This window comes from Aeromonas sp. QDB18, from assembly GCF_027705325.1.
GTDB classification, from domain to species: Bacteria; Pseudomonadota; Gammaproteobacteria; order Enterobacterales; family Aeromonadaceae; genus Aeromonas; species Aeromonas caviae.
This window is the reverse complement of record NZ_JAPDBQ010000106.1, coordinates 1-15290: the sequence shown is the minus strand read 5'-3', so window position 1 is coordinate 15290 and position 15290 is coordinate 1. Positions and strand designations below refer to the sequence as shown.

General features: G+C 62.7%; 14 protein-coding genes. 9 read left to right on the top strand and 5 right to left on the bottom strand.

The window, feature by feature from the left end; all coding sequences use genetic code 11:
• On the top strand, positions 1 to 241 hold a 241-nt coding region (locus OKC30_RS15065; RefSeq protein WP_270666709.1), incomplete at its 5' end, for a magnesium transporter.
• A 58-nt stretch (positions 242 to 299) separates the two neighbouring features.
• Here OKC30_RS15065 and ppx read toward each other — a convergent pair.
• The 3 genes from ppx to OKC30_RS15050 form a co-directional block, all read right to left on the bottom strand.
• The gene (ppx, locus tag OKC30_RS15060) at positions 300 to 1790 is read right to left on the bottom strand and encodes an exopolyphosphatase (protein ID WP_043128825.1); all 1491 of its coding nucleotides are present in this window, start codon (positions 1788 to 1790) and stop codon (positions 300 to 302) included.
• Complete coding sequence (gene ppk1, locus OKC30_RS15055; RefSeq protein ID WP_201956279.1) at positions 1780 to 3849, bottom strand: polyphosphate kinase 1; 2070 nt, start codon at positions 3847 to 3849, stop codon at positions 1780 to 1782. Before ppk1 ends, ppx begins: the two co-directional genes overlap by 11 nt.
• Positions 3850 to 3925: 76 nt before the next feature.
• Complete coding sequence (locus OKC30_RS15050; RefSeq protein WP_010675281.1) at positions 3926 to 4438, bottom strand: glycine cleavage system protein R; 513 nt, start codon at positions 4436 to 4438, stop codon at positions 3926 to 3928.
• Positions 4439 to 4696: 258 nt separating this feature from the next.
• Between OKC30_RS15050 and OKC30_RS15045 the strand changes: the two genes are divergently transcribed.
• The 5 genes from OKC30_RS15045 to OKC30_RS15025 all read left to right on the top strand — a co-directional run bounded on the left by OKC30_RS15045 (position 4697) and on the right by OKC30_RS15025 (position 10608).
• On the top strand, positions 4697 to 5536 hold the full coding sequence (locus OKC30_RS15045) for a DUF2726 domain-containing protein (protein ID WP_109111930.1): 840 nt from the start codon (positions 4697 to 4699) through the stop codon (positions 5534 to 5536).
• Positions 5537 to 5775: 239 nt separating this feature from the next.
• On the top strand, positions 5776 to 7194 hold the full coding sequence (locus tag OKC30_RS15040) for a sigma-54 dependent transcriptional regulator (RefSeq protein WP_270809167.1): 1419 nt from the start codon (positions 5776 to 5778) through the stop codon (positions 7192 to 7194).
• A gap of 105 nt (positions 7195 to 7299) precedes the next feature.
• Entirely contained in the window at positions 7300 to 8334 is a 1035-nt protein-coding gene (locus tag OKC30_RS15035) for a sensor histidine kinase (protein ID WP_043153839.1), read from the top strand.
• Between the two features lie 70 nt (positions 8335 to 8404).
• Positions 8405 to 9739, top strand: a complete 1335-nt coding sequence (locus OKC30_RS15030) for a sigma-54-dependent transcriptional regulator (protein ID WP_053288348.1) — start codon at positions 8405 to 8407, stop codon at positions 9737 to 9739.
• 107 nt (positions 9740 to 9846) lie between these two features.
• Positions 9847 to 10608 (top strand): Nif3-like dinuclear metal center hexameric protein, encoded by a 762-nt coding sequence (locus tag OKC30_RS15025; RefSeq protein WP_010675276.1) that lies wholly within the window; start codon positions 9847 to 9849, stop codon positions 10606 to 10608.
• A 114-nt stretch (positions 10609 to 10722) separates the two neighbouring features.
• Here the strand turns inward: OKC30_RS15025 and purN are convergent, their stop codons facing one another.
• Together purN and purM are read right to left on the bottom strand one after the other, a co-directional pair.
• Positions 10723 to 11361, bottom strand: coding sequence for a phosphoribosylglycinamide formyltransferase (gene purN / locus OKC30_RS15020; protein WP_010675275.1), 639 nt, complete (start codon positions 11359 to 11361; stop codon positions 10723 to 10725).
• Positions 11362 to 11393: 32 nt separating this feature from the next.
• Positions 11394 to 12431 carry a phosphoribosylformylglycinamidine cyclo-ligase gene (gene purM / locus OKC30_RS15015; protein WP_010675274.1) on the bottom strand — a complete coding sequence of 346 codons (1038 nt, stop codon included), beginning with the start codon at positions 12429 to 12431 and terminating at the stop codon, positions 11394 to 11396.
• 175 nt (positions 12432 to 12606) lie between these two features.
• Between purM and upp the strand changes: the two genes are divergently transcribed.
• From upp to hda, 3 genes are all read left to right on the top strand, one after another.
• On the top strand, positions 12607 to 13233 hold the full coding sequence (gene upp, locus OKC30_RS15010; RefSeq protein WP_005302745.1) for a uracil phosphoribosyltransferase: 627 nt from the start codon (positions 12607 to 12609) through the stop codon (positions 13231 to 13233).
• A gap of 141 nt (positions 13234 to 13374) precedes the next feature.
• Complete coding sequence (locus OKC30_RS15005; RefSeq protein ID WP_270666708.1) at positions 13375 to 14403, top strand: DUF2066 domain-containing protein; 1029 nt, start codon at positions 13375 to 13377, stop codon at positions 14401 to 14403.
• Between the two features lie 101 nt (positions 14404 to 14504).
• On the top strand, positions 14505 to 15206 hold the full coding sequence (hda, locus tag OKC30_RS15000) for a DnaA inactivator Hda (protein ID WP_010675272.1): 702 nt from the start codon (positions 14505 to 14507) through the stop codon (positions 15204 to 15206).
• Positions 15207 to 15290: the final 84 nt, after the last annotated feature.

Sequence of the window (15290 nt, the reverse complement as noted above, 5' to 3'; positions counted from 1 at the left end):
GCGCGAGCAGCTATCACCCAGTAATGGGGATCCCCCTCCTGTGACGCGAAGCGCTAAGGTGGGGGAGGATGTCAACGTGCTCTGGAGCGCCACTGTCGCCTCGGTGATCCCCATGGTGCTGCGTCGCTTTCGCATCGACCCGGCGGTGGTCTCCGCCCCCTTCATCGCTACCCTGGTGGACGGTGCCGGCCTCATCATCTACTTCGAGATAGCCAAGCTGATCCTGCCGGATCTGCAGTAGGAAAGCACAAGAGACAAAAAAGGCAGCCATCGGCTGCCTTTTTGCACAGAGGGGCGGATCACCCGAGCTGGAACAGCAGGGGCCAGCCCTGCTCGTGGCAGTAGCGGTGCTCCTTTTCCAGGTTCTGCATCAGCAACTTGTTCTCGTCACACCAGTCCAGGGGCAGGGTGACCACCAGCTGATCCCCGGCGGCCTGCACGTTCCACTCGGGCAGCAAGTTGTCCTGACGCCTGTGGTGGGCCGCTACCGCGAGGCGCAGGATGCGGATGCAGCGCAGCACCGTCTGCTCGTCGTGGTTGGGCAGGGCCGGCAGCTCGGAGAGCTTGAGCCCCTTGCGGTGAAAGCGCACCAGGGCCGCCAGCAGGGCCTGATCGTCCTGGTTGAAGCCGGGCAGATCGGTGTTTTGCAAGATATAGGCGGAGTGTTTGTGGATGCCGCTGTAGTTGATGGCAAGGCCGATCTCGTGCAGCCGCGCCGCCCAGCCGAGGATGGCGCGATAGGGCTCTTCCGGCATCTCCCAGGGGCCGCACAGGGCGTCGAACAGGGAGAGGACGCTGCTCTCTACCCGGGTGGCCTGGCGCTTGTCGATGCGATAGTGAGTGCTGAGTGCAAGCGCGGTACGTTCGCGAATGTCGTGATGCTGCAGGCGCTCCTCGAACTCGTAGAGCAACCCTTCGCGCAGGGCGCCGTCGGAGTACTCCATCCGCTCGATGGGCAGGGAGGTGAATAGCCCGAGCAGGATGGCCACCGCGGCGGCAAAGACCCCCTGACGCTCCTCGGTGAGGCCCGCCAGTTTGAGCTGATCGACCCGCTTGTGCTTGAGCATCTCTTCTTTCAGCCGCTCCAGTCCCGCCAGGGTGATGGCACCATCGGTCCACTCTTCCCCCTGCAACACGTCGCGCACGGTGCGGATGGAGCCCGAGCTGCCGAGGCAGCTCTGCCAGCCCAGCTTGCGGTACTGGTTGATGATGGGGGCGAGCTGATGCTGGGCTTCCAACACGGCGGCGTTGAAGGCCTTCTCGCCGAGCTTGCCGTTGCCAAAGAAGCTCTGGGTGAAGCTAACGCAGCCCATCTTGCGGCTGGTGAGCGCCTTGTGCTCAAACCCTTCGCCGATGATGAGCTCGGTGCTGCCGCCGCCGATGTCCACCACCAGCACCTGGCCCTCGATGTGCTGGGTATGGGCGACCCCCTGATAGATGAGGCGGGCCTCTTCCTGGCCGCTGATGATCTCGATGGGGTGGTTGAGCACCTTGGCTGCCTCGCGCACGAAGTCGCGGGCGTTGCTGGCGCGGCGCAATGTGTAGGTGCCGGCGATGCGGATCTGATCCGGCTTGATGTTGGTGAGCCGCTCGGCGAACAGGGCGAGGCAGTCCAGCCCGCGCGCCATGGCCTCCGGGGACATGCGGCGCTGACCGTCCATCCCTTCGGCGAGGCGCACTCGCTCCTTGATGCGATCGATGATCTGCATCCGCCCCTCGGTGAGGCGGGCGATGACCATGTGGAAGCTGTTCGAGCCCAGGTCGACAGCGGCGTACAGACTATTGTCCATGGTTTGACTCTATGCGTTTGAGGTAGTCGTAAATCGCCACCTGGGAACGGACCTTGCGGCGGTTGCCCCGCTTCACGTATTCGTTCTTCTGGTCGGCATCGATCACCCGCGCCTTGCAGGTATCACTCAGTTGTAGCTCGAGAATGTCGAGGATGCGCTGCTTGAGCCGCTCGTCATAGATGGGGGTGCCCACCTCGATGCGACCGTCGATGTTGCGGCTCATCCAGTCGGCACTGGAGATATAGAGCTGGGGATTGCCCTTGTTGTGGAACACCATCACCCGCGGATGTTCGAGGAAACGGTCGATGATGCTGATGACCCGAATGTTGTCGCTCAGACCCGGCACCCCCGGGCGCAGGGCGCACATGCCCCGGATGATCATCTGGATGGGCACCCCGGCCTGGCCGGCGGCATAGAGCCGGTTGATGAGGTCTCTGTCCACCAGATTGTTGATCTTGAGGGTGATGCCGCTGGGTTGCCCCGCCTTGGCGTTGGCCAGCTCGTTATCGATGAGGCGATAGAGCTGGCGGCGGCTGTTGATGGGGGAGACCAGCAGGTGGTTGAACTTGTAGCGCCGATAGGGGTACTCGATGTACTCGAACACGCTTTCCACCTCGGCGGTGATGTCCGGATGGCGGGTCAGCAGGGAGAAGTCGGTGTAGATCTTGGCGGTCTTCTCGTTGAAGTTGCCGGTCCCGATATGGGCGTAGCGCACCGCCTCGCCGTTCTCGTGGCGAGTGATGAGGCAGAGCTTGGAGTGGATCTTGAGGCTGGGCACCCCGAACACCACCTTGACGCCTGCGTCGGTCAGGATGTTGGCCCAGTCGATGTTGGCCGCCTCGTCGAAGCGGGCGCGCAACTCCACCACCACGGTCACCTTCTTGCCGTTGTTGGCGGCGTCGATGAGGGAGTGGATGATCCGCGACTTCTTGGCCACCCGGTAGATGTTGATGCGAATGGCGCTGACCGCCGGGTCGAAGGCCGCCTGGCGCACCAGCTCGGTGAAGTGGTGGAACTTGTGGTACGGGTAGTAGAGCAGGATGTCCTGCTTGGCGATGGCGTCGAAGGCGTTGACGAAGCCGTCAAAGTCGCGGCAGTCCAGTGCCGGCAGCTTGGGGTTTTCCAGATAATCCCGGCCCACATTGGGGAAGCCGATGAAATCCTTGAAGTTGTGATAGCGCCCACCGGGCATGATGGCGTCGTAGGAGCTGATCTGCAGCTTGAGCTTCAAGAAGCTTATCATGGCCGCCGGCATCTCCCGCTCGTAGACGAAGCGCACCGGCATGGCAGTGAGGCGCTGTTTCAAGCCGTCACTCATCTTGTCCACCAGGCTGAGGTCCAGCTGGTCGGAGAGGTCATATTCGGCATCCCGGGTCAGCTTGACCGCGTAGGCGGCAATCTCGTCGTAGTCGAAGAAGCCCTTGAAGATCTCGTCCAGACAGAAGCGGATAACGTTGTCCAGGATGATGATCTGCTTCTTGCGACGGGTGCCCTCCGGCGGTAGCTGGAAGAAGCGGGGCAGATCGTCGGTGGGCACTTCCACCAGGGCGTACTGGATCACCTGGCCGTTCTTCTTCATTTCGATGGCGAGATAGGTGTGCTCGTCTTTCAGGAACTTGACCGGGTTGACCTCCTTGTTGAGGAGGATGGGAATGATGTGGCGCAGCACCTTTTCCCGGAAGAAGACCCGCAGCCACTGCTGGATGGACTCGGAGAGCTGGCTTTCGTTCACCAGGAAGATGTTGTGGCGGGCCAGCGCGATCAGCAGCTCCTTGTAGGTGTTGTCGAACGCCTCGCCGAGCGCCATCACCTTCTGCTGGATGGCGCGCAGCAGCACCTTGGCCTCGTCGTCGCCGCCGTGGACTTCGTTGATGAGGATGCGGCGCTTGACGTCCGACACCCGTACCTTGAAGAACTCGTCCTGATTGGAGGAGAAAATCCCGAGGAAGCGGACCCGCTCGATGAGGGGGACCGTCTTGTCCATCGCCTCTTGCAACACCCGTTCATTGAATGAGAGCCAGCTAAGCTCTTTCTCTTCATACTGCTTGTCGGTGCTCATCTGGTGCCTCTTTGCTCTGGTTGCGTCTGCGCGGAAGTTATGGCGTCAAACCATGACAAATTTATGACAGGCGACACTATTCGCTCAGATCCTGATCGATGTCGACGACGAGGTCGTCGGAGAGGGACTCCAGGGCCGTGACGAGATCGTCCAGTTCGAGCTGCGGCGGCAGGGCCACCAGGGCGTGGGCATAGAAGAGGGGGGCGCCTGAGTGGGGCGCAGGTTCGCAACCTGTGGTGAGGTCGGCGACGTTGATGTTGAGCTGTCGCAGGATGCTGGCCACTTCGTGGACGATGCCCGGTCTGTCGTTGCCGGTGACGCTCAGCATCACCTGATGGGCCGGTTGCGGGCTGAGCTGCCCTTCGGCGAAGCTCACGGTGAGGCCAGGCAGCATCACCAGGGCCTCGCACAGGCTGCGGTAATGCTCGTCAGGCACTGCGACGTGCAAAATGCCGGCAAATTGCCCCGCCAGCTCGCTCATGGAGCTGGCCAGCCAGTTACCCTGCTGCCGGGTGATGGTATCGGCCAGGCTCTCGACGATCCCGGGTTTGTCTGCGCCGATCACGGTGACGACCAATTGCTTTTGCATCCTGCTCTCCTTGAATGGGGCTGCGTGGGGTCCGTTGACGCCTGGCGGCGACGGGGTGCGCGCCAGAACGTCCATGGGCTCTAGCATTGTGCCTGCTGTGACAGGCCATATGAAGCCCGCCTTGCGCAAATTCAGTGAAAAAACGCGAATGCCGGGACGGGCTTGATTTCTGCGCTGCCTGAGTCGCTTTCCCCGTGGTAGAGTGTGCCCCTTCCTTTGGTGTGAACTGAATTTGTCTTGTAAACGGGATGTGCGTGTATGAATAGCCTTGTCGTATCAGGAGCCGTGTTGCTGGGGTTGCTCCTGCTGGTGATCGTCTGGCGCAGGGAGAAAGAGGGCAAGGCCGAGCCCTATGATCTGCAGGAAACCTTGATGAGCCCAGCCGAGCGCACCTTCTTCGGGGTGCTGGATCAGGCGGTGGGGGACAAGGCCCGTGTCTTTGCCAAGGTACGAGCCTCCTATGTATTGACGCCCGAGGCGCACCTTGGCAAGGGCAAGCGCCAGCAGGCGCTCGGCAAGATAGGGGAGAAGCACTTCGATTTTCTGCTCTGCCACCCGGCGGATCTCTCTTTCCTGTGTGCCGTGGAGCTGGATGACGAGGGGCACCGCCACCAGAAGCGCAAGTCGCGGGATCTCTTCCTGAAGGCGGCCTGCGATGGCGCCGGCCTGCCGCTGTTGCAGATCCCGGCCAGCAGCCACTACCAGGTCGACGAGTTGCGGGAGCAACTGCTGCCCCTGCTGGCGAGAACGACGGCGCCGGTGGATGACCTGCTGCCCGGCGAGCGCCGCGAACCGACCTTCAGCGCGCTGCTGCTCGATGGTGTCGATCTGGGCACGTCACACCCGGGGGCTGCCAGGGAGCCCCAGGTGCCGCCCCCCCAGGCCGAAGAGGCAATGCCCGCGTTGATGGAGGAGAATCCCTTCCTCGATCCGGATGAGGAGGAGCCCCGGGAGACGATCCCTCATTGCCCCCGCTGTGCCGCGCCCCTGGTGGCACGGGAAGCACGAAAGGGTCCCCATGCCGGTCGCCTGTTCCTCGCCTGCAGCCGGTTTCCCGAGTGCCGCTATGCCGCTCCCCAGGAGAGCGTGAAACACTGATCCCTCCTCTGACGCCGCACCCTGTCGGCGTCATTCTTTCCCCTTCGCTGGTTTTCATCCGATACTCAATCTGGCTGGAAGCGTGATCCCCGTCCCGCCAGGGTCCGGGAGGATGCGACAAGTTTTGACAATCCGCCAGAATTTTGGCACTTTGTCCCCCTTATGACACAGTGCGAAATTGGTTTTAATAAGCACTTAAAAAACAATAACTTGGCGTCAGGTGTGAAAATATGGATAGGATGGCTATGGGTGTGCTGCTTGTTGATGCCGATGATGTGCGGCGCCAGCAACTGGGGACTGTGCTCTCCTTCATGGGGATCCCCTGGCAGGAGGTGGTTGAGAGCGATCTCGATGTGGCCATCGAGACTGCCGGGCCCTTGCAGGGGATTCTGGCCGGGGAACTGCGCGAGCGCGCCCTGAGTGAGCTGCTTGCCGCCCATCCTCGTCTGCCCTTCCTCTCCCTGATGCCGGCGAGCCATGGTTGCAGCAACTTCATCGGGGTGGCCGAGGCGCCCTTTACCTATGAGTCCCTCACCCGTCATCTGCACTTCTGCCAGGCCTTCATCTCCCTGCATCCCCGTCATCAGACCCACGACAAGGGTCAGACCCTGCTGCGCCTGCTGGTGGGCAAGGGGAGGGGCATCCAGGAGGTGCGCCGTCTTATCGGCCAGGTGGCCGAGACCGACGCCAACGTACTGATCCTCGGTGAGTCCGGAACCGGCAAGGAGGTGGTGGCTCGCGCCATCCACGAGCTGTCCGCCCGAAGCGCGGGCCCCTTCGTGCCCATCAACTGCGGCGCCATTCCGGCGGAGCTGCTCGAGAGCGAGCTGTTCGGTCACGAGAAGGGGGCCTTCACCGGTGCCATTGCCGCCCGGCGCGGCCGCTTCGAACTGGCCCAGGGGGGCACCCTCTTCCTCGACGAAATCGGCGACATGCCGCTGCCGATGCAGGTCAAGTTGCTGCGGGTGCTGCAGGAGCGCCAGTTCGACCGGGTCGGGGGCGGCAAGGCCGTCCAGGCCGATGTGCGGGTGATCGCGGCGACCCACCGGGATCTGGAAGCCATGATCCGCACCCTGGCATTTCGCGAAGATCTCTACTACAGCCTCAATGTGTTCCCCATCGAGACGCCCCCCCTGCGGGATCGGGCCGACGACATCCCGCTGCTGCTGCAGGAGCTGCTCAATCGCCATGCCGAACAGCACAAGGGGATCATCCGTCTGACCCAGCGCGCCATGGAGTCCCTGATGCAGTACGCCTGGCCCGGCAACGTGCGCGAGCTGTCCAACCTCATCGAGCGCCTGCTCATCCTCTATCCGAACCAGATCGTCGATGTGGCGGATCTGCCCGGCCGCTATCGCCTGCTGCCCTGCGAGCCACGAGCTGAGCGGCTCACCGAGATGGACGAGCGGGACGCCCTGGCTGCCGTGTTCCAGTCCCCACCAGAGCTGGATCCCGGCATCGCCATGCCCCTGCCCATGCAGTTGCCTCAAGAGGGGGTCAACCTCAAGGAGATGCTGGCCGACCTCGAGGTGGAGCTGATCCGCCAGGCCCTGGAGTCCCAGGACGGGGTGGTGGCCCGCGCCGCCGACCTGCTCAGCATGCGCCGCACCACCCTGGTGGAGAAGATGAAGAAGTACGGCATGAGCAAGGACAATTGAGGTCAATGCTTTGACGCATTGACCCAATACATTGATAAATAACGTCTATTTTGCTGGCATGGAAATTGAATAAGCTGACTCAATCGCCAGTTTGAGGTCAGCTTTATGACAATCTTGCAGCAGGATGTCCCCCTCCAGTCACATGAAGTGAGTCAGCTTTACGCCATCTTCACGGCGCTGCCGACCGGCGTGCTGCTGCTCGATGGCGAGGGGCTGATCACCCGTGCAAACCCTGCCGCCCTGGCGCTGCTGGGGGAACCACTGGAGGGCCTTTCCTGGCGCCAGATCATCGCCCGCTGCTTCGAACCCCGTGAGGATGACGGTCACGAGATCTCCTTGCGCGACGGCCGCCGGGTCCAGCTGTCGACCCAGCCGCTGCCGGATCAGCCCGGCCAACTGGTGTTCATTACCGACTTGACCGAGACCCGCCAGTTGCAGGACAGGGTCAACCACATGAAGCGTCTCTCCGCCCTTGGCAACATGGCGGCTTCCCTGGCGCACCAGATCCGCACCCCGCTCTCCGCCGCCATGCTCTATGCGGCCAACCTGGCCAACCGCACCCTCAAGCCTGAATCCCGCAGCCAGTTCCAGCAAAAATTGATGGCGCGCCTGCAGGATCTCGAGAAGCAGATCAACGACATCCTGCTGTTTGCCCGCAATGGCGACAACCAGGTGGTGGCGCCCCTCTCGGTGCAGGGCTTGCTGGCGGAAGTGCAGGCGGGGGCCGAAGCCTTCTGCCAGCAGCAGGGCTGCGCCTTGCATCTGGAGGCCCCTGAGCCCGATCTCTGTCTGCTTGCCAACAGCAGTGCTCTGGCGGGGGCCATCAACAACCTCATCGCCAACGCCCGGCAGGCCGGCGCCGATTCGCTCCTGGTGAGCGCTGTGCGCAGCGGCAACCGGGTGGAGATGCGGGTCATCGACAACGGCAAGGGGATGGCCCCCTCCCTGCTCAACCAGATCTTCGAACCCTTCTTTACCACCCGATCCCAAGGCACGGGCCTCGGTCTTGCGGTGGTGCAGTCGGTGGTACGAGCCCATCAGGGAGAGGTAAGCGTGGCCTCGGTCCCTGGCGAGGGCACCTGTTTTACCCTGTCCTTCCCCCTGCATCAGCAACAGGTTCAGTTGGGGGGCGTGGCATGAGGCGCGCAAAAGCCGGAGCGCCGGTGAAGATGATTCTCGACAAGGCCATGTTGGTTGTAGGAGGTGTGGCATGACCCAGGCTCGCATTCTGGTGGTGGAAGATGACAACGGCCTGCGCGAGGCGCTGGTGGATACCCTGCTGCTCGGTGGGTATGAGTGCCGCGAGGTGGACAGCGGCGAGCGGGCCCTGCTTGCCCTGTCCCGTCAGCGCTTTGACATGGTGATCTCCGACATCCAGATGGGGGGCATGGATGGCCTGACCCTGCTCGCCAACATCCGCCAGCAATATCCCCAGGTGCCTGTGCTCCTGATGACTGCCTACGCCAACATCGACGGGGCGGTGCGCGCCATGCGCGAGGGGGCGATCGACTATCTGGCCAAGCCCTTCTCCCCCGAGGTGCTGCTCAACCAGGTCAGCCGTTATGTGCCGGCCCAGAAGGTGGAGAAGCGGGCCGTGGTGTACGGGGACCCTAGGACTGCGGAGCTGTTCCAGCTGGCGACCCGGGTGGCGAGAAGCGAAGCCACCGTCATGGTGACCGGCCCGAGCGGGACGGGCAAGGAGGTGTTGGCTCGCTACATTCACGACCACTCCAACCGGGCAGAACAGGCCTTCGTCGCCATCAACTGCGCCGCCATTCCGGAGAACATGCTGGAAGCGACCCTGTTTGGCTACGAGAAGGGCGCTTTCACCGGTGCGGTGCAGGGGTGCCCTGGCAAGTTCGAGCAGGCTCAGGGAGGAACCCTGCTGCTCGACGAGATCACCGAGATGGATCTGGGACTGCAGGCCAAGCTGCTGCGGGTCTTGCAGGAGAAAGAGGTGGAGCGGCTCGGCAGCCGCAAAATGATCCCCCTCGATGTGCGGGTCATTGCCACCAGCAACCGGGATCTGAAAAAAGCGGTGCAGGACGGGCTGTTCCGCGAAGATCTCTACTACCGCCTCAACGTCTTCCCCCTGCGCTGGACGGCGCTCTGGGAGCGCCCGGGGGACATTCTTCCCCTGGCGGAGCATCTGCTGGCGCTGCATGCCAGCCAGATGGGGCTGCCGACGCCGCAGCTTGCAGAGGGCGCCCGAGAGCGTCTGATGGCTCACCCCTGGCCCGGCAACGTGCGCGAGCTCGACAACGTGGTGCAGCGCGCCCTGATCCTCTGCCCAGACGGCCTCATCGACTGTGAGCACCTGATCCTGGAAGAGACGGACGAGACCCTGGTGCGGCCGCTTGAGCGGCTGTCAGGGGAGGGGCTTGGCGGCGAACTCAAGCTGCAGGAGCACCAGATCATTCTGGACACCCTGCAGGAGTGCAACGGCAGTCGCAAAGCGGTGGCCGACAAGCTCGGCATCAGCCCGCGCACCCTGCGCTACAAGCTGGCCCAGATGCGTGACGCCGGCATCGAGTTGCCCGCCTAGGCCTGACAGGCGCATGGCCTTGCCGGTCCGGCTCGATTATCATGGGCCCTGACGATCGGAATCCGGCTCCCCGCACAGTGCGTGGGGAGCCCAGCTAGGAGACCCCCATGATCTCTCATCGTAAACTGGAAAGCCTGCTCAACCACCTGCTCGAACCCCATGCCATCAAGGATTACTGCCCCAACGGCCTGCAGGTGGAGGGGCGCGAGCGCATTCGCAAGGTGGTGACCGGCGTCACCGCCAGCCAGGCCCTCATCGATGCCGCCGTGGCCGCCGATGCCGACGCCATCCTGGTTCATCACGGCTACTTCTGGAGCGGCGAGCCGGCCCAGATCACCGGCATGAAGCAGCGTCGTCTCAAGACCCTCTTGACCCACGACATCAACCTGTTTGCCTACCACCTGCCGCTGGACGTGCACCCCGAGGTGGGGAACAACGCCCAGCTTGCCAGGCTGCTCGGCATCAAGGTGCGTCGCGGTCTCGAGCCCTGGAACAGCAAGAGCGTGGCCATGGTGGGCAAGCTGGAGGAGCCCATGAGCGGCAGCGATTTTGCCAAGCTGATTGCCGAGCGTCTCGGTCGCGAGCCGCTTCATTGTGGTGACAGTGGTCCCGAGCTCATCCGCTCCGTGGCCTGGTGCACCGGCGGTGGCCAGAGCTACATCAGCCAGGCGGCGGAGCAGGGCATCGATGCCTTCATCTCCGGCGAAGCCTCCGAGCAGACCATCCACACCGCCCGCGAGATGGGCATGCACTTCTACGCCGCAGGCCATCACGCCACCGAGCGCTACGGCGTCAAGGCGCTGGGAGAGTGGCTCGCCACCGTACACGGGTTGGAGGTGACCTTTATAGATATCGACAATCCGGTGTAGGGCCGATGAGCCGCGCAGCGGCGTCATCGGACGTGATGACAGCCATTGCGCTGGCCGATAGAAATGACAAGGGAGGCCTGAGCCTCCCTTGTTGTGTCTTACTGCTGCTCGCGGTTACTCGCTGGCATAGCCTGCCAGGCCAAGCTGCTTGCCATCGAGGCAGGCAGACCCTTCTCGCATCTGCAAGCGCCCTTCACAGAACCACTGCACCACCAGTGGGTAGATGCTGTGCTCCTGCACCTGGACCCGGGCGGCGACCTCGTCTGCACTGTCCCCTTCGAAGATGGGGACCCGTGCCTGGAGGATCACCGGGCCGCCGTCGAGCTCTTCGGTGACGAAGTGGACGCTGGCGCCGTGCTCGTCATCACCGGCCTCGATGGCGCGCTGGTGGGTGTGCAGACCCTGGTATTTTGGCAGCAACGAGGGGTGGATGTTGATCATCCTCCCCGCGAAGTGGCGCACGAGGTCGGCGCTCAGGATCCGCATAAAGCCGGCCAGCACCACCAGATCCGGCTGATAATCCGCCATCAGGGCCAGCAGGGCGGCATCATACTCCTCCCGGCTGGCGAACTGCTGCTGGGCCAGGATGGCGGTTGCCACCCCGGCTTCCCTGGCACGCACCAGGCCATAGGCATCAGCCTTGTTGCTGATGACGCCGACCACCTGACCGGCAATCTTGCCGCCGGCACAGCCATCGAGGATGGCCTGCAGGTTGCTGCCGCTGCCTGAGATGAGGACGAGGATGCGTTTCATAGGGGAGGTCATCTGGCCGTTGATCCGATCATTCATTGAATGATGACCTGCTCCTCACCATCGGCCGCCTTGGCGATGTGGCCGATGTGCCAGGCGTTCTCGCCTTCGGCCTTGAGCAGGGCCAGTGCCTTGTCCAGCTGATCCGCCGGCAGGGCGATGATCATGCCGACGCCGCAGTTGAAGGTGCGATACATCTCGTGGCGGGTGACGTTGCCTGCCTGTTGCAGCCAGCTGAACACCGCCGGCCACTGCCAGCTCTGCTCGTCGATGACCGCCTGGGTATTGGCGGGCAGCACGCGCGGGATGTTCTCCCAGAAGCCGCCGCCAGTGATGTGGGACAGGGCGTGGATCTCGCACTCCTTGATGAGCTTGAGCACGGGCTTCACATAGATGCGGGTCGGCTCCAGCAGGGCGTTGGCCAGGGTGGTGTCACCCAGCGGCTGCTGCACGTCGGCCTTGGAGACTTCCAGGATCTTGCGAATGAGGGAGAAGCCGTTGGAGTGGGGACCGCTGGCGGCCAGGGCGATCAGGGCATCCCCTTCGCCAACCTTGCTGCCGTCGATGATCTCGCTCTTTTCCACCACGCCGACGCAGAAACCGGCGATGTCGTAATCTTCCCCTTCATACATGCCAGGCATTTCGGCAGTTTCACCGCCGACCAGGGCACAGCCGGACTGTTCGCAGCCGGCGCCGATGCCGGTGACCACGGCAGCGGCAGTGTCCACGTCCAGTTTGCCGGTGGCATAGTAGTCGAGGAAGAAGAGGGGCTCGGCGCCCTGCACGATGAGGTCATTGACGCACATGGCGACCAAGTCGATCCCCACGGTGTCGTGCTTCTTCAGGTCGATGGCCAGACGCAGCTTGGTGCCCACCCCGTCGGTACCGGAGACCAGTACCGGTTCCTTGTAGCCAGCAGGGATTTGACACAGGGCCCCAAAGCCGCCAAGACCACCAAGGACTTCAGGACGACGAGTGCGTTTTGACACGCCCTTGATACGTTCAACCAGTGCATTGCCGGCATCGATATCTACGCCAGCATCCTTGTAGCTCAGTGAGGTTTTGTCAGTCACGCGTATTCCCCGTCATATAAAGAAGTGGAGGGTAAAATTCGGGGCGTATTCTACCAGCGGGCACGAAAAACCAGAAAGAAAATCGTTTGCGCGTTTTTGAATCGAAAAGCTCTACAAGCCGTGGCTTTTGTTGTATGATTCCGCGATTTTTTGGCGCCGGTTAGAGGAGATAATAATGAAAGTCGTTGAAGTCAAACACCCCCTGGTCAAGCACAAGATCGGCCTGATGCGCGAAGGCGACATCAGCACCAAGCGTTTCCGTGAACTGGCCAAGGAAGTGGGCAGTTTGTTGACTTACGAAGCGACCTCTGACTTCGAAACCGAAAAAGTGACCATCGATGGCTGGAACGGCCCTGTGGAAGTCGACCAGATCAAGGGCAAGAAGGTCACCGTCGTGCCAATCCTGCGCGCCGGTCTTGGCATGATGGACGGCGTGCTGGAGCACATGCCGAGCGCCCGCGTCAGCGTGGTCGGTATCTATCGCGATGAAGAGACCCTGCAGCCTGTCCCCTACTTCGAGAAGATCGTCAGCAACATCGAAGAGCGTCTGGCCCTGGTCATCGACCCCATGCTGGCCACCGGCGGCTCCATGATCGCCACCATCGATCTGCTCAAGAAGAAAGGTTGCCAGTCCATCAAGGTGCTGGTGCTGGTTGCCGCGCCGGAAGGCATCAAGGCGCTGGAAGCCGCTCACCCGGACGTGGAGCTGTTCTGTGCCTCCATCGACCAGGGGCTGAACGAGAAGGGCTATATCGTCCCGGGCTTGGGTGATGCCGGCGACAAGATCTTCGGCACCAAGTAAGCATCACCCCATCGCCGCGCCCAAGGCGCGCAAACGGAGCCGGCACCCTGCCGGCTCCGCTGTTTCTCCCCCCCTTTGCTTGCTGCCATGCGCGCCTTGCCGCTACCATAAGCACCATCCCCCATTTCGAGAATCTTCCTTATGCTGAAACGCTTAGCGACTCTCCTCTGCTGCTGTCTGCCTCTCGTGGTGTCGGCCGCCCAGGTAACCGACCTCTATCAGGGCAAGGCTCCCACCAGTGGCGACATGACGGCCGCCCAGTCCCAGGCGCTGGGGTATGTGCTCGTCAAGGTGACGGGCAAGCGCGATATCCTCACCCAGCCGGATGTGGTGAAGGCCCTGGCGGCGCCGGCGGATTACGTGCAGCAATACAACTATCAGGACATCGGCTCGGTCAAGTTTCTCAAGGCGGATTTCAATGTGGCCAAGGTGAACGCCCTGGTCGGCCAGAGCAAGTTTGCCCTGCTTGGCCCGGTGCGGCCGCAGGTCGCCATCTGGCTGGTGGTCGACGAAGGCGAGCGGCGCATTCTGCCGGATCAGTCCGGCGATGGCTGGTCCGAGGCGCTGCGTGCCCAGACCCAGGCCATGGGGCTGCCGGTCAGTCTCCCGCTGATGGACTTGGATGACAACATGGCGGTCAATGCCACCGATGTCTGGGGCCGCTTTGCCGATCCCGTGCTCAAGGCGAGCCAGCGTTACGGCGCCGAAATGGTGGTGCTCGGCAAACTGAGCCCGGAGGGGGAGGCCTGGAGCATCGACTGGGGTCTTTATGGTACCAAGCCGGGGGCGCAGGCAGGAGAGCTGACCGAGCTGACCAAGGGTTCGGGTTCAGGTACCCAGGCCGAGGTGGCAAAGGGCTTTGCCGATGCCCTGGCCGGTTGGCTGGTGCAGCAGTACGGTACCCGTCTCTCCGGTGTCGCCTCCAGCCAGACCCTGGTGGTGGAGGGGCTGTCCGATATCGATGGCATGATCCAGATCCAGAAGCTGCTGCAGGGGATGGCCAGTGTCACCAAGGTGGCTATTGGCAAGCTGGAAGGGGACAAGGTGACCTTCAACCTCTCGCTGCAGGGGGACAAGGCCGAGCTGGTGAGGGGGTTGCAACTGGAGAGCCGCCTGCATCAGGTGGAAGACAACGAGAGCGGCCTGCGCTATCAATGGTCGCAGCCCTGATCCCGGGGAAGGATCCTGACCGCCCGGCATGGTCGGGCGGTTCTCTATCTGCCCCGCTGGTGATACACTTGCCCGCAAATATCACAGTCAAAGCCCAACGAGTGAAGCAACCGGCCCAACTGTCTTTAGCCGTACAACTACCGGATGATGAAACCTTCGTCAGTTTTTATCCCGGCAACAACGCCCATCTGATCACCGCCCTCAAGAATGCGGCCATCGGTCAGGGCTCGCCCTTCCTCTATTTCTGGGGAGCCAAGGGGTCGGGCCGCTCCCATCTGCTCCATGCTACCTGTGCCGAGGTCAACGCCCGCGACGCGGCGGCGGCCTATCTCTCCCTCGATCAGTTCGAACAGCTCGACCCCAGCATGCTCGATGCTTTGGAGAGCCTGCCCCTGGTCTGTCTTGACAGCCTGGAGGCGATCGCCGGCAACGCCCTGTGGGAGCGGGCCCTGTTCGACTTCTACAATCGCTGGAAGGAGAAGGGGGAGGGGACGCTCATCGTTACCGGCTGCAGCGCGCCACGCAAGCTGGGGCTGCAACTGCCGGATCTCGCGTCCCGTCTCGACTGGGGAGTGAGCTTCCACCTCGACGAGCTGGACGACGAGGGCAAACTCAGCGCCCTGCAACTGCGCGCCGAGCTGCGGGGTTTCAAGCTGCCCATCGACGTGGGCCGTTTCCTGCTCAACCGCCTCTCCCGCGATATGCGCACCCTGCTTGCCACCCTCAATCGTCTCGACAACGCCTCCTTCCGTGCCAAGCGCAAGCTGACCATCCCTTTCGTCAAAGAGATCCTCGAGCTCTGAAAACCTATCCCATCTTAAATGCGAAAGGGGACTCCCTCCGACGTAGGTGGGAGGGGAATTTCGCCGGGGCGTCAGCCCCGCTGG

Excerpts from the sequence above, each read along its gene's own strand:
- ppx (WP_043128825.1), bottom strand. The coding sequence starts at position 1,790 with ATGGACAATAGTCTGTACGCCGCTGTCGACCTGGGCTCGAACAGCTTC.
- ppk1 (WP_201956279.1), bottom strand. The coding sequence starts at position 3,849 with ATGAGCACCGACAAGCAGTATGAAGAGAAAGAGCTTAGCTGGCTCTCA.
- OKC30_RS15050 (WP_010675281.1), bottom strand. The coding sequence starts at position 4,438 with ATGCAAAAGCAATTGGTCGTCACCGTGATCGGCGCAGACAAACCCGGG.
- OKC30_RS15045 (WP_109111930.1), top strand. The coding sequence starts at position 4,697 with ATGAATAGCCTTGTCGTATCAGGAGCCGTGTTGCTGGGGTTGCTCCTG.
- OKC30_RS15040 (WP_270809167.1), top strand. The coding sequence starts at position 5,776 with ATGGCTATGGGTGTGCTGCTTGTTGATGCCGATGATGTGCGGCGCCAG.
- OKC30_RS15035 (WP_043153839.1), top strand. The coding sequence starts at position 7,300 with ATGACAATCTTGCAGCAGGATGTCCCCCTCCAGTCACATGAAGTGAGT.
- OKC30_RS15030 (WP_053288348.1), top strand. The coding sequence starts at position 8,405 with ATGACCCAGGCTCGCATTCTGGTGGTGGAAGATGACAACGGCCTGCGC.
- OKC30_RS15025 (WP_010675276.1), top strand. The coding sequence starts at position 9,847 with ATGATCTCTCATCGTAAACTGGAAAGCCTGCTCAACCACCTGCTCGAA.
- purN (WP_010675275.1), bottom strand. The coding sequence starts at position 11,361 with ATGAAACGCATCCTCGTCCTCATCTCAGGCAGCGGCAGCAACCTGCAG.
- upp (WP_005302745.1), top strand. The coding sequence starts at position 12,607 with ATGAAAGTCGTTGAAGTCAAACACCCCCTGGTCAAGCACAAGATCGGC.
- OKC30_RS15005 (WP_270666708.1), top strand. The coding sequence starts at position 13,375 with ATGCTGAAACGCTTAGCGACTCTCCTCTGCTGCTGTCTGCCTCTCGTG.